Origin of the sequence: Xylanibacter ruminicola, assembly GCF_900107775.1 — a bacterium.
Classification (GTDB): domain Bacteria; phylum Bacteroidota; class Bacteroidia; order Bacteroidales; family Bacteroidaceae; genus Prevotella; species Prevotella ruminicola_C.
Genome location: NZ_FNRF01000007.1, coordinates 13,813 through 27,365 on the forward strand (window position 1 = coordinate 13,813; position 13,553 = coordinate 27,365).

The 13,553-nt window shown below is 40.6% G+C and carries 11 protein-coding genes; 1 reads left to right on the forward strand and 10 read right to left on the reverse strand.

All coding sequences use genetic code 11. The features are described from left to right. Position 1: 1 nt before the first annotated feature. Genes BLU97_RS14775 through BLU97_RS14820 form a run of 10 tightly spaced genes read right to left on the reverse strand, consistent with a single transcriptional unit; the run spans position 2 to position 11,871 of the window. Complete coding sequence (locus tag BLU97_RS14775; protein WP_074762230.1) at positions 2-802, reverse strand: glycosyltransferase family 2 protein; 801 nt, start codon at positions 800-802, stop codon at positions 2-4. Then, positions 799-2,331, reverse strand: coding sequence for a lipopolysaccharide biosynthesis protein (locus BLU97_RS14780; protein ID WP_074762231.1), 1,533 nt, complete (start codon positions 2,329-2,331; stop codon positions 799-801). The genes BLU97_RS14775 and BLU97_RS14780 overlap by 4 nt, the downstream gene beginning before the upstream one ends. Beyond that, positions 2,328-3,500: a glycosyltransferase gene (locus BLU97_RS14785; RefSeq protein WP_074762232.1), complete on the reverse strand. Its 1,173-nt coding sequence runs from the start codon at positions 3,498-3,500 to the stop codon at positions 2,328-2,330. The genes BLU97_RS14780 and BLU97_RS14785 overlap by 4 nt, the downstream gene beginning before the upstream one ends. Positions 3,501-3,513: 13 nt before the next feature. After that, on the reverse strand, positions 3,514-4,665 hold the full coding sequence (locus tag BLU97_RS14790) for a glycosyltransferase (RefSeq protein ID WP_074762233.1): 1,152 nt from the start codon (positions 4,663-4,665) through the stop codon (positions 3,514-3,516). A gap of 5 nt (positions 4,666-4,670) precedes the next feature. Next, positions 4,671-5,555, reverse strand: coding sequence for a glycosyltransferase family 2 protein (locus BLU97_RS14795; protein WP_074762234.1), 885 nt, complete (start codon positions 5,553-5,555; stop codon positions 4,671-4,673). Then, positions 5,539-7,083 carry an O-antigen ligase family protein gene (locus tag BLU97_RS14800; protein ID WP_074762235.1) on the reverse strand — a complete coding sequence of 515 codons (1,545 nt, stop codon included), beginning with the start codon at positions 7,081-7,083 and terminating at the stop codon, positions 5,539-5,541. The genes BLU97_RS14795 and BLU97_RS14800 overlap by 17 nt, the downstream gene beginning before the upstream one ends. Then, on the reverse strand, positions 7,083-9,260 hold the full coding sequence (locus BLU97_RS14805; protein WP_074762236.1) for a GumC family protein: 2,178 nt from the start codon (positions 9,258-9,260) through the stop codon (positions 7,083-7,085). The genes BLU97_RS14800 and BLU97_RS14805 overlap by 1 nt, the downstream gene beginning before the upstream one ends. A gap of 18 nt (positions 9,261-9,278) precedes the next feature. After that, positions 9,279-10,286 carry a TolC family protein gene (locus BLU97_RS14810; protein ID WP_081353055.1) on the reverse strand — a complete coding sequence of 336 codons (1,008 nt, stop codon included), beginning with the start codon at positions 10,284-10,286 and terminating at the stop codon, positions 9,279-9,281. A gap of 16 nt (positions 10,287-10,302) precedes the next feature. Then, the gene (locus BLU97_RS14815; RefSeq protein WP_074762238.1) at positions 10,303-11,496 is read right to left on the reverse strand and encodes a sugar transferase; all 1,194 of its coding nucleotides are present in this window, start codon (positions 11,494-11,496) and stop codon (positions 10,303-10,305) included. Between the two features lie 9 nt (positions 11,497-11,505). Beyond that, positions 11,506-11,871 (reverse strand): response regulator transcription factor, encoded by a 366-nt coding sequence (locus BLU97_RS14820; RefSeq protein ID WP_013063705.1) that lies wholly within the window; start codon positions 11,869-11,871, stop codon positions 11,506-11,508. Positions 11,872-12,056: 185 nt separating this feature from the next. Here BLU97_RS14820 and BLU97_RS14825 point away from each other — a divergent pair, with 185 nt between their 5' ends. Beyond that, entirely contained in the window at positions 12,057-13,547 is a 1,491-nt protein-coding gene (locus BLU97_RS14825; protein ID WP_074762239.1) for a xylulokinase, read from the forward strand. The last annotated feature ends 6 nt before the right edge of the window (positions 13,548-13,553 follow it).

A 13,553-nucleotide genomic window follows, 5' to 3' on the forward strand; every position in this document is an offset into this window, starting at 1 on the left:
TTTATTTGTTTAGTCGGTAGATGAACTTTATTGCATAGGTGAGCCATTTTCGGCTTCGGGGCTGTTCAATAATGTGCATGAGTTTATACATGGAACTCTTGTCCAATAGATAAAGGGTCTCATAGTCTTTAATGGCTCCTGGAGGCAACACTTCTTCGACAATCAGCCGGTGCTCCTGTAGACGCCGTTCATTATCGACTTTACTGATACCGTCTGGCTCCCGAAGGCAGATAATGCTATCGATGAGTTGGACGCTGCATTGTTCCACACAGATTTTCTGGATATAAAACTTTACGTCTGCAACTAGCTTGAGTGACTCGTCATAGGGAGAGTTATCGAATAGTTTCTTCTTGAAGAAGGTGCTTTGGTGGGGTAGGGTATGATGGATGAATGTCAGCATGGAGAGACGGGAGGGTAGATGGGTGGCGAAGCCCTGTTGTTTTTTTTTATTGAAATGGTAGTCCTTACCGATAATAATGTCTGATGACAGATACTTTGTAGACAGTTGTTCCAAAACTGTTTCGTTGTAGAAGCAGTCGCCAGAGTTCATGAAGTTCAAGTATTCACCTCTCGCTTTACGAATGCCTTTGTTCATGGCATTATATATACCATTGTCTTTTTCTGATACCCAATAGGTGATATGATTGTTATATGTCTTCAATAATTCTGCACTGCCATCAGTAGAGCCGCCATCAATGATGATGAACTCAAAGTCGCGATACGACTGATGGATGACACTTTCGATGGTTCGCTGTAGCCCATCCTTGTTATTGTAGTTTACTGTAATAATTGAAAACTTCATTTCTTACGGCTATTTTTAATTCTATTGATACTGTCTTTGGCGCCTTTGGCTAACAAAAGGGTGGATGTGAGATTGATAACCAAATACGTGGTTATGCCGATAATTGCATAGGAAATCCAACTACCAATCGTTTTGTAGGGACTGATGGGAATGAATTGCATGAGGTAGGTGGCAACAGTAAAGGTTCCAATAGAAATTGCATAGTTGCGCGCAACTCCTTTCCAGTAGATGCTGACGGAATCCTTGAAGCCCGCAGTAAACAGGTAGTATGGCTTCCATAATACGACTATTGCTAGCAGACTGACGTTCTTGCCCAACAATATGCCGATAATACCCCACTTTAAACCACCGATAATTGTTATAGATACATTAATAATCAATTCCGCCCAAGCAGACCATACGTCAGCATAAAGTCCATAAGCATAGTTGAAACTATCAACGGAATTTCTGGAGTTGGTGATATAAATAAATATAATAAGGAGTATTAGAATTCTATGATCCATAATATAATCAGAGCCAAGCCAGTGGTATATGAAAGGCTCGGTAAAGTTGTAAAGTGAGAAACATAGGATGGCTGCAATGGTATGTTGGATGGTGGTGAACTCCCAGAAAACCTTCATCATATTCTGTTTATTACCTTCGGCCACTAAGTTGCCAATGCTGGCACCGACACTGCCTGTCACGGCAGAGAAAAGGGAAATTAATTTCGAGATAACAATCATATAGTTGCCGTAAAAGGCTACCATCTTCAGTGATACAAACAAAAAGATAAATAATTCGTCGCTCTTAACGAGTACAAAATCTTTAATTTTATGAATGAAAACCTGCTTTGTTTTTGTAATGACGTCTGGATACTTCTTGATGAGAAATTTTCCTTGCTTTTTGCTGACATGTAACCAGGGGTATTCTTGATTGATTTTCCAGTTTAGGGTGATACATCCGATGATGCCGAACAGAAATTCTATGCCAACCCATAAATATAGATTCTTATATGTATAGGCTAAATAAATCTGTAGGATAATCTTTATGATATTAGCAGACTGAAAATAGATAGCTACTAGATATTTCTTTTGGTCGGCTGTGAGCAATATCTGACGAAAATTAATGAAATATCCGATAAGTGCGGAGCCCAAAAATGAGTAAAATGCAAAGTAGATGATGCCTAATCCTAGTTTTGCATGAGCAAAGATGAGCGGAAAGAACATGCTAATAATTATTCCGCCAGCAAGTATAATACTACCAATCCAATTATACAGATAGCCTAATACAGATAGTATATCTTGTATTTCTTGGCGATTGTTTGATTGGAGAGGTTTGAACAGAAAATAACCAATACTGGCTGTAATACCAAGTTCTGCTAGATTAAGGTAACCAAGAATGTTGCCAAGCGTGCCAGTTAGTCCGATAAAGTCTGCACCAAGACAATCTAAGAATATTTTGCGAGAGAAAAAGGCTAAAAACAACGTGAGGAAGTAAAACACTAGGTTTACTTCCGCATTCAATATGCTTTTATGTAGTCTTCCGCTCATGACGTATGTTCTGTATGTATAAAGTCTGTATTTTTGCGATCCATGTGGAGTACATTTTTGAGCATACGGAATACCAAAGCTGGGATGGTGAAGACTTTAGAGAATGAACGGAATCTAATCTCTTTAGGGATAGCTACAAATAGCGATAGGCCTAATACACCTAATGTTATCCACCATTTCTCGCACCATTCGGGAATGGTTAGCGTTACAAAAATGGAAATACCTGTTAACAGGACAATCAGGATTGAACGTGGTATCAATGCCTGTTGGACAGTCTTATCAACAAAGTTGATTTTTCCATGAATCAGGGCTCCTGGAATCTTGGGAAGGTTGCTCATCAAACTCTGAACCTGAGCAGTCATCCAGCGCATGCGCTGCTTTTGGAAGTTATCCTGGTTACTGACTTTTTCGTCGAATACGTGAATTTCAGGTGCATATTTGATAAATACTTCCTGATGGAGTAATAAGGCTTCCATCTCACGGTCCTCACCTGCTGTAGAGAGTTGGAACACATTCTTTCTGAAAAGCTCATAGTTAAAGCACATGCCAGATCCAATTAAGGCGGAAGACAGCCCCAGACGATTATGTGCTTTACGGAAAATCGTATTATTAATTTCCTCGCTTGCTCCATCCAGTACTGCTACATCGTTATTGGCATTCTTGGCACAGCGATGGCACTGGATAGCATCATAAACAGAACATAATACATTTAGTTGTGAAAGGAATTCTGGACGTACGACATTGTCGGCGTCTAGCACAACAACGTTATCAAAAGTTTCAGGTATCTCGTTGATAGCGTACTGCATAGCCTTTGCCTTCGAACTCTTCTCGAATGTTGGTGTTAGCAACTTGATGGGGAGTGTGCGCAAGTACTCATTGGTTTCTGGCTTCATGTGGTCAGAGATAACTGCTACTGTATATAAGTCTTCAGGATAATCCTGCTCTAAGAAATGTTCTACGGCATTGATGATGACACGATCCTCATTGTATGCTGGATAGAGTATGAGGAATTTTGTCATCCTATTGGTCAATGCAGCAGCATGAATAGCCACGCGATCTTCTTTTTCGTAGAATAATGAGATGACTGCGAAGAATGCTACATAGGCTACAGAGCCTAAGATAAGCACCCAGAGTGTAATGTCGATAATGTGTAATATCTGCCAAATCATATTTTGTGATATATTAGTTAGTTATTTTCTTCTTGTTTATAAATTTCGTACTGATGATTCCCCATAATGTTACAAATGGAGAACGTAGGAAGGTGCGATCCCACATCTCATCTACCAGATAATCGGGTGTTGCTAATGCAAAGAAGAATAGAACGGCAGAACTGACAATCCACCATTTGATAGCTATTGACAAATAAATGAAAGGGAGTATTAGGCTCATAATCATCATGATACCAATCATACTGGTACGGGGCATTAACATCCACTGAACTAATTTGTCGGCCCAGTCGTATTGCTTACGTAGGATTGCTCCTGGTAAGAATTTGATGTTGTGAAACAGATTCTGAATTTGTTGCATCGTCCAGCGGCCATGCTGTTCGTTCATCGTAGTAGTGGTTCTTTTCTTTTCGCCATATAACAGTATATTGTCGAAATAGTCGATAAAGTAGCCTTGCTTTAGAAGTAGTGCCTCCAATTCTTTATCTTCGCCCGATGTACGGGTTTTCATCACATTGGTTTTAAACCATGTGAAATCGTATGCAGTACCAGAACCTGCTAAGGCTGCAGATATTCCCATATTGATGTGCCCCTTACGGAAAATGTTATTATTGATTTCTTCAAAGATAGAGCCCATGCGTGCTGCTGCAGTATCTCTGTTTCGGGAAATACGATGCATCTGAATGGCTTTGGTTGCTGCGGTTTCGTAGGCATCATTCACTTTGGTTAGGAAATCCTGTTCTACAATATTATCGGCATCTAAGACTAAAGCAATATCGTAAATCTTAAATTGTGGCAATTTAAGTATCGCATATTGCAGCGACTTGGCTTTGGCGCTTTCTGCAAAATCTGGTGTTAGCAGTGTAATAGGGTACTGTGCCAACCGCATGTTTGTAATCTCTGATTGATGGTCGGACACAACTACAACGTCGAAAAGACGTTGTGGGTAATCCTGACTTAAGATTGATACAACGGCTTGCTCGATGACTTTATCTTGCTTGTAAGATGGAATGATGACGGCAAAACGGTTCTGTGTTTTAGCCTTTGTTTGGACTGTATTTCGATTAAACAATGAAGCTACAGAAAAAACTCCGAGATAGAGAGCTGTTCCTGCAGTCGGGATAAATAGTACCCAATCTATGATGAAAAGTATAATCCAGAAATCCATGTCGTTTAATTGAATGTTGAACAATGAAAATGGATAATTCCTCTAAAGACAGCTTTGACTAAGTCGTATCTGCCTTGGAGCGTATATCTGATAATGTCACGAATGGCTACGAGGCCAATCTGGTATATATATGACAGGTATTTGTTGATACCTTGATAGTTGCGTTTGACTAATAATAACCGATTGCGGGTAATATAATAGGTACGAAGTGGGCTGTTTTGACCGGTAGCCTGGCTTTCTTTGTGGTAAACAGTACAGGCAGGATCGTACCATATCTGATATCCAGTACGGGTAAACATCATAGACCAATCGAGTTCTTCGTAATAAAGGAAAAAACACTCGGGCATGAGTCCTACTTTCTCTATGGCTTCACGCTTAATAAGCATGGCGGCGCCATGGGCGTAGGGAGTGGGGTGGGCTGTGTCGTATTGCCCATGATCTTCTTCACCAAAACCGATTGCTTGGTTTCTGACTGTTATTGAAGAAAGTGGGGTGTAACCTGCATACTGGATGGGATTCTTGCCCCATGCAAAACGGAGCTTTGGACAGACAATACCTATTCTATCTGAAGACTCAAGTCGATTGATGAGCGGATCTATATTGAACTCCTTGAAATAGGTGTCGTTGTTAATCAGGAGAATGTAGTTTCCTTGCGCTTTTTGGATGCCTAAGTTATTACCACCTGCAAAACCTAAGTTCTGTTGACTCCGAATGACTTTAACTTGAGGATATCGTTCTGAGATGATGCTTGCTTCGTCTTGGGTAGAGGCATTATCTACTACTATCACCTCCAAATCGTTATTGAAGGGGATGGAATCAATCAATTCGCAGGTATTTTTTAAACCGTTGTAATTGATTGTAATGATAGATAATTTACACTCTTGAGGCATTCTTCTTTTCTATTTTTAATCGTTTTTTTTCTTCTTGTTCTGTAAAGCGTTTTGTTTCTAATTCTATCCATTCTGCTTCGATGTAAGGAAGAATGTAAACCATTGCAAGGCCTCCATAGAATGTTAAGCAATTTGGAAACTGCATGAGTACTTGGTTAGCGTAGCCGCCTAATTGCATGGAGACAAATGCTGCACACAATCCTGCTCCAACCCCCATCAGAGAGCGGTTTTTGAGTCTAAAAAAAACTATCCAGCATGCTCCTGTGAACATGATAGTGGTTGTAATAAGAAATGTAGTGATTCCTATCACGCCTGTATGAACCCAAATAAAAACATATTCAGAATCGGGCGGAATCTTGGATAGTTTATTAAATTTATTATTGGCTGGTACGTTGTCAAAACTTGCACCAAGCCCAATTCCCCATGGTGCATCTGCTAAATATTTTTTTATCGCAGTTTGATTTATGTCTCGGACATTTGCAGAAGCATCATTTTTGTTAAAACCAGATCGCATACGGCGAATTTGTTGATTACCATTTCCAATGGTTGTGAACATGAGTATAAAAAATAGAATTCCACCAATTATTGCTGATGGTATTAAGATGCGAACAGATTTTGACAGAACTAAAAATGTAAGATAACCTGCAATAAGACAGAATGTCGCAGTTCGAGTTCCTGAAGCAAACATTTGCCAGATGACTATAATTGCTGTGACGATGTAAAAATACTTGTCTTTTTTAATTTTAGATGTAATTCCTATTACCAAAAATGCTATTGCTGCACTTGCAGCGTGTATTCCATAGCATGCAGCGTCGTTGAATGTGGAGAAGTATCTGGTTAATGTACCGCCATTAATGATATGTGTTGATCGACCTGTTGTTTGAAGCCATGCATCCTCAGCAGGTGTAAAACCTATATGTTGTTGTTTCCACGTCCAAAATGCAGAAAATAAGCAGAGATATGCCCATAATTTGAGGTATTTTATGACTTTGTCTGGGGTGGATAATACTAAAGTAAAAACAAGAAATGCATACATGAGTTGAAAAGCCATCATTCGAGCACCAGTAAACCAGCCTCCAATATCAAGACCTAAATCGCATGTGTTATTAAAGATTTGTAATATGCAAAAAATACACCAAGTTGATATCATCAAAAACATTAAACTGGGTATCCGAGAAAAGTATGTATTTTTTCTTATGTCAATTAGAATTGTGAGAATTATTAATATTTCCAATAATTCGTTGTATATTGACATGGGCACTCCGTTTGGAAGCCATCGGTTTTTTCCCAAAAACTGTATAAAATAGTTTACGATGATTAATAGCCAAAATGTAGCCATTTGTTTTTTGAAAGCTATGTAAACTACTGGTATAGTTAGTGGAATTACACAAATTATAGCAAATGCCGATAAACCGATTGTTAAAAATTGATATAGAGCTAACCCAAACAGGAGAAAGAGTATTAATACTCTTCCTCCATTTTCATGGGTGTATTCGGATATTCTATTTGAATAAACTTTGTTTACCATTATTTTGCATGACTATTTTCAACTGCAGTCAGACCCATTTGAGACATTCTATAGACGAAGTTGTTGAATCCTGTATATGGCGGCAATTGACCTACAAACTCTTCAACAGCATATCGCTGGCATTCTGTCAAGTACATGAAGAGAGAATTCTTGTTCTCTAATCGATCATTCAATTCTTTAAGAGCTTTCTGATCTACATCCTTCCATGTACGATTGGCACGAGTAACCATCAAATTGACTGTTCCCATATTTAGCAATGCAGAAGGAATTGAATTGTCGTCCAGGTTTGGGTATTCGACAATCGCGATTTCGTTGGGGAGCAAATCTGGACAGATATCTTTGATGTCCTTAGCCATAATGAAACGACTATCTTCTGCCAAGTAGTCTTCGTCGTATGTGATGCGACGTACCTGAAGGCCTATCGAAATCCAATAATTCTCCAACTCTTGGGCAATATAACTCTTACCATTTGCAGCATCGGTTGATATCAGATTGAGTACATTTTGCTTACCTTCTTCGAAATGGGGCAGAAGTGCCTTACTCAACTGACGTAATGCCATATCTGCGATGGTCTTGTTGAATCGACGATAACGCAAATTGCTTTCTTTAGGGAAACAGCCCATGACAGGAATTTTTGTGATTCGCTCGGAACGCATGCGATCACGAAGTGTGCGGTCAAGTAACTCTATCACAAAGAAATACATGGCAGTTAGCATGAATGTTAACATAAAAGCACCTAACAATACCATCATACGATTGGTTGGTTGGGCATTCATTGGGAACATTGGTGGATTGAGCACACGCAATGTGGCCGTTGACATTTGCAGGTTCTTTTGGCGTAGGCGAGCTGCGTTCAGGGCTTTCAGCATTTCCATATAGTTGCCTTCAATGAAAGCAATGTGTCGATCTTTTCTTGCAACTGTCGCTCCTATGGGGGCATAGTAAAGTATTTCGTTGTCGATTTTTTCTCGCATTATGTCTTGTGCTGTTTCTTGTGCTTTGGCTTTCTCAAGTAATAAAACCTGATCTAGCCATTTGCCGACCATGTCACTCGCTTTGACTCCAGATTCAGTATTATAGTTTCCAGCTTCAATATCTTTTACAAGTCCTCTAACATTGTTAGACGCTTCCTGAAGCATTCGCTGTGCCTTAGCTAACTCATTTTGAGTTTCAATCCCGCTAGCCCCTCCTTCACTATTCATAAGACGAAGGTTTGAAATTCGTGACTGAATTCGCGAGATATCTGTAACTTGATTTGTGAAGTCTCTATTGGCTTTAATGATTTTTGCGCGATCGCCCAATTGACGCTCCAAATAGTTCATCAATGCTCGAGTCGTTGTTTTGTCAATAATCAATTTGTTATCAGACAATTTTTGGTTTGCGTCTAGTGAGGACAACTCTTTCGTTTGCTCGTTATAATTAATAATACGTTTCTCGATGTTGTATCGAATGAGATCGTCTTCTGCATTTGTTAGAATACGATATAAACGGGCTACTTCACGTTCGAAAAATTTTATAACATTATTGGTTTCTCCGTAACGTAATAAAGCATATTGACGAGCGAATACTTCATTCAAGATATCCAGTGTATTATAGGCTATGCCCGCGTCGTTCGCGGTATAGCCTATGTCAATGATGTCACTTCGCTGTAGTTGAACAACTTTCAGGCGGCTTGTAATACTATTAATGCCAAAATAGGGATGATAATTGGTAATACCAAATACGTAGTTATCCGCTGACGGGCGTTCGTAGGCCTTTAGGTTCGCATAAGTGGCATTCTCACTATTATGATTGATGAGTGCTTTGACTTCAACTGGTACATTATTGTATAGTTGGCGGAAATGTTCTGCTGATATGTAGTTGTTATCTTTGTTAGGATTGCCGTACATCATGCACCGAGCAAACAGACGCAAAGATACTTCATGAATAGTCGCATCTGTCGTAATCAATAACATCAAGTTCGTCATGTTTGTTTGCGATTGTCCACCTGCTGTACCAGTACCTCCTTCGATATTATAACCAGTAATCATACCGGTATAAATGGTGGTGTTGGTATCGTAGATGCGCTCCAAATCTCGAGTAGAAAACCATGCTACCACCAATGCAATCATTGGTAGAATGATGAGGTACCATCTGATTTTGTATAGAAATCTAACAATATATCTAAATAGATCCATAGTTGCAAATATGTTTGTTTATTTTGCTTTCTTTGCTGCTTTTGCTGCAGCTTTTGCAGCTTTTGCTTCGGCTTTTGCAGCTTTTATATCTGCTTTGGCTGCTTTGATCTCGGCCTTAGCTAATTGCTTTTCTAATCTTATTGCTTTTTCTTTATCTTCCTTCTCTAATTTTTTGATACGCTTTTCCGTTGCCTTACTTTCTTTTGCAAGTTCTTTCGCTGTTTTGTTGATGCTTTTATCTAAAGTGATTTCAGTTGTAGAATTGGTTATGATAGGAGTATGAGTTAATATTTCAAGTGTGATGATATCTGTAATGATTTCGGTTTGTAGAGATTGGTATCCCTGCACTTGACTACTTTCGTATCTTTTTGTGTCTGCATATTCTTTTATGTCCATGTTGCCATTTTGAAAATCCTCGCGGTTAAGGGCACCTGCACCCTGATATGCTGCAGCAGATTCTCCTAGAGTCTTCAGAGTAACCAAATTGTTGGTTATTTTTACAAAAAGTGCTCCAATCTGTTGCTTCAATTGGTCGTATGCAATATCTTTTTGGATATTTGCTTGCTCAGCTTCAATCCTTTTGCGTTTTACGGCGGCTGTCAAATCCAAAATGTCTTCAACAGGTATGGCTAAGTTAATACCAATATTCCAATATGACTGTTGGGTACCTTGGTATTGGTAAATAGTTTGAGTATAAGCAGATGAGTTGTTTCCCCAAACGTCTCCTATGCCATAGCTATAGCTTGCATGGCCTGTAACATAAGAGAATATATGTCGTTTTTGCTTGGCAACTTCAGCTTCTGCTAACTGACGTGCTTTTTCTAATGATAGAATCTGCGGACTGGTTTTTGCATTTTCGAATAGGACCGACAATGGGGGTAAGTGAAATTCAGAAAAATTGATGTCTTTTTCGTTGCTGGAATCAAAGAAACCTGCACTAATACCGCTCTCGTTGAACTGGGCGAGGGCTGTAGAGCTGGTTATTGCCAATGAAAAAATGAATATCAGTCGTCTGAATCTGTTCATTTCGATAGGGATTTAGTTATACATTCTCCTTCTGTACGAAGGCAAAGAAAGTACGGAACAGGATCTTCATATCTAACCAGAAATTGTAGGTCTGGCCGTACTTGATATCGAGTTGCTTGCGCTCCTCGGCTGACATCATACCACCCTTGCCGCGCTCCTCAACCTGCCAAAGACCGGTGAGTCCAGCTGGGGCCATAAAGCGGTCGATACTGGTATCGATGGTGAGCTTCTCGGCCTCATAGAGTGGGAGTGGACGGTTACCAACAACCGACATGTCGCCCTTGAGGATATTGAAGAGCTGAGGTAGCTCGTCGATGCTGAATTTACGGATGAATCTTCCCACTTTAGTGACGCGGGGATCGTTCTCGATCTTAACGAATGCGTTCTCGATTTCTTCTTTCTTCTCCTTGCTATAGTCGGTCTCGGAAATCACAAAGTCATCGCCAACCAACATAACCTCATCATCGGCAATCATCATGTCGGTATCGTCACCAATCATCATGTCGGCTCCCATGTTCAGACTAGTTACTGATGGCTGTTCGGCCTTTTTGTTCATCTCTGCATACTGGTTACCGGCTTCCTTGGCAACTTCCTTCAGGCGCTCTTCGGCATCCTGGTACATAGAGCGGAACTTCAAGAAATTGAAGATGGTGTAGTTGGCACCTACACGTTTTGACTTGAAGATAATCGGACCTTTGCTCTCCAAACGGATGGCAATGGCTGTAAGTATGAAGATGGGAGAGGTGAGGATGAGTACTATCAAAGCGAAGAATACATCGAAGACTCTCTTCCAAAGAGGAATCTTGAATCGTAACATTCTGTATTTTGGCTGCTGATCGTCGAACAGCATATTCTCACGGTCGGAAATAAACTGAATTTTCTTATTGAGCTCCGTGATAGAAGCATTGCTGTCGAGGGTATCGTTGATACCGCTTCTCTGATATACGGAGCGGTTCTCAGTAGTTAGTTCCTTGGTGAGCAGAATAATGTAGATGTGCTTATTTTTTTTCTTTAAAAAGTTGATGGCGTTAATATCGGCTTCTTGCTCGCCCTGTTCGTAAAACACAATAAAATGCTCATTGCGGACATGCGTAGAACACGCAGAGGCCGCATCCTTGTAATTTCTTGTGTACTGCACCAATCGACCGGGGATGTACCTTAATCTTTCCTCGGTCTTGGGATTGCTGCCAAGATATACAACACCTATCATATAATTTATTTAGGGAATAATCTTTTTTACTCGTATTTTAAGCTCCATGGGGTTGAAGGGCTTGACGATATAGTCCTCGGCGCCAATCTCCAGCAGGCGGATGCGCTCACTGGTGGAGTCTTCGCTGGAAAGCATGATGACAGGAATCTGCTTGAACAATTCGTTCTGCTTGATCCACTCCAAAAAGTCATCGCCACGCATTCCTGGCATACGAATATCAGAGATGATGAGGTCGGGGGTGTTGCCTGCCTGCAGCCACTTTACACCCTGCAAACCATCGGGCAACCACTGTACATCGTAGTCGCTCATCAGATAAATCGAGAGAACCTTTGCAATGGTCTCTTTGTCGTCAAGTATTAGTATTTTCTTCTTCATATATGAATTATATTAATACGCAATTTTTAATCATTCTATGTGCAAAGGTAAACAAAAAAATTAAATTGAACTCAAAAATACGTAAAAAAATCACTTTTTTATGGAAAAAAGTCGTTTTTATTAAATTATTTAGGGAAATTTGCATTTGAAACGTACTATAAATAAAGAATCATTATTAAATTGTTATGGCAAATAGATATCTATTAGGTTTTGATGTCGGTAGCTCATCAGTGAAGGCATCGTTGGTTAACGCCGATAGCGGCAAGTGTGTAGCAACTGCATTTTATCCAGAAAAGGAGGCTCCTATTATGGCTGTAAAGGCTGGATGGGCCGAGCAGGATCCACAGATGTGGTGGGATAATACCAAATTGAGTCTGCAGAAGATTATGAAGGAGAGTGGTGCTACAGCAGAGGAGATCAAGGCTGTGGGTATTTCGTATCAGATGCACGGTTTGGTTTGCGTAGATAAGAATTTGAAAGCTTTGCGTCCTGCTATCATCTGGTGCGACTCGCGTGCGGTACCTTATGGCGAGAAGGCTTTCAAGGATCTTGGTGCTGACAAGTGCCTGAGTCATCTGCTGAATTCACCCGGAAACTTTACTGCAGCTAAGTTGGCTTGGGTAAAAGAAAATGAACCTGAACTCTATAGTAGAATATACAAGGTGATGTTGCCTGGTGATTATATCGCTATGCGACTGAGTGGGGTGGCAAATACCACCGTGAGCGGTCTGTCAGAGGGCATGTTCTGGGATTTCAAGAATAATCAGGTGGCTGACTTCCTGATGGATTACTATGGATTTGATCACTCACTGATTGCTGATATAGTTCCAACCTTTGCTGAGCAGAGTGTGGTAAGTGCTGAGGCTGCTGCCGAGATGGGACTGAAAGCTGGTACACCTATTACTTATAGAGGTGGTGACCAGCCTAACAATGCTCTCTCGTTGAATGTTCTGAATCCTGGTGAGATTGCTGCAACAGCAGGTACATCGGGTGTGGTTTATGGTGTGCTTGGTGATGTGAACTACGATCCGCAGAGTCGTGTAAATACTTTTGCACATGTGAATCATGCAGCTGATCAGACTCGTCTGGGTGTGTTGCTGTGTATTAATGGTACTGGTATCTTGAATGCCTGGACTCATCGTAATATCACACCCGAGATTGGTTATGCCGAGATGAATGATCTGGCTGCCAGTGTGCCCATTGGTAGTGAGGGTGTAACTGTTATTCCATTTGGAAACGGTGCTGAGCGTGTATTGGAGAACAAGGAAATAGGTTGCTCAATCAACGGTCTGAACTTCAATAAGCATAACAAGGCTCACTTGGTTCGTGCAGCTCAGGAGGGAATCGTATTCTCATTCTGCTATGGTATGGAGATTATGCAGCAGATGGGTATGGATATTAAGAAGATTCACGCAGGTAAGGCAAACATGTTCTTGAGCCCATTGTTCCGTAATACACTGGCTGGTGTGAGTGGTGCTACCATCGAACTGTATGATACAGATGGTTCGGTAGGTGCCGCTAAGGGTGCTGGCTTAGGTGCAGGCATCTATGCCAATGCTTCTGAGGCTTTCGCTTCGCTGGATAAGTTGGAGGTGATTGAGCCTGATGCTCAGAACCGTGCAGCTTATCGTGCTGCTTACGAGGCTTGGAAAGAAACCTTGAAAAAGAATATGTAATAAATA

What these genes read in the sequence shown, in the direction of transcription:
- BLU97_RS14820 (WP_013063705.1), bottom strand. Translation starts at nt 11,871, where the DNA reads ATGAAGAAGAAAATACTAATACTTGACGACAAAGAGACCATTGCAAAG.
- BLU97_RS14785 (WP_074762232.1), bottom strand. Translation starts at nt 3,500, where the DNA reads ATGATTTGGCAGATATTACACATTATCGACATTACACTCTGGGTGCTT.
- BLU97_RS14775 (WP_074762230.1), bottom strand. Translation starts at nt 802, where the DNA reads ATGAAGTTTTCAATTATTACAGTAAACTACAATAACAAGGATGGGCTA.
- BLU97_RS14790 (WP_074762233.1), bottom strand. Translation starts at nt 4,665, where the DNA reads ATGGATTTCTGGATTATACTTTTCATCATAGATTGGGTACTATTTATC.
- BLU97_RS14780 (WP_074762231.1), bottom strand. Translation starts at nt 2,331, where the DNA reads ATGAGCGGAAGACTACATAAAAGCATATTGAATGCGGAAGTAAACCTA.
- BLU97_RS14815 (WP_074762238.1), bottom strand. Translation starts at nt 11,496, where the DNA reads ATGATAGGTGTTGTATATCTTGGCAGCAATCCCAAGACCGAGGAAAGA.
- BLU97_RS14810 (WP_081353055.1), bottom strand. Translation starts at nt 10,286, where the DNA reads ATGAACAGATTCAGACGACTGATATTCATTTTTTCATTGGCAATAACC.
- BLU97_RS14800 (WP_074762235.1), bottom strand. Translation starts at nt 7,083, where the DNA reads ATGGTAAACAAAGTTTATTCAAATAGAATATCCGAATACACCCATGAA.
- BLU97_RS14795 (WP_074762234.1), bottom strand. Translation starts at nt 5,555, where the DNA reads ATGCCTCAAGAGTGTAAATTATCTATCATTACAATCAATTACAACGGT.
- BLU97_RS14805 (WP_074762236.1), bottom strand. Translation starts at nt 9,260, where the DNA reads ATGGATCTATTTAGATATATTGTTAGATTTCTATACAAAATCAGATGG.
- BLU97_RS14825 (WP_074762239.1), top strand. Translation starts at nt 12,057, where the DNA reads ATGGCAAATAGATATCTATTAGGTTTTGATGTCGGTAGCTCATCAGTG.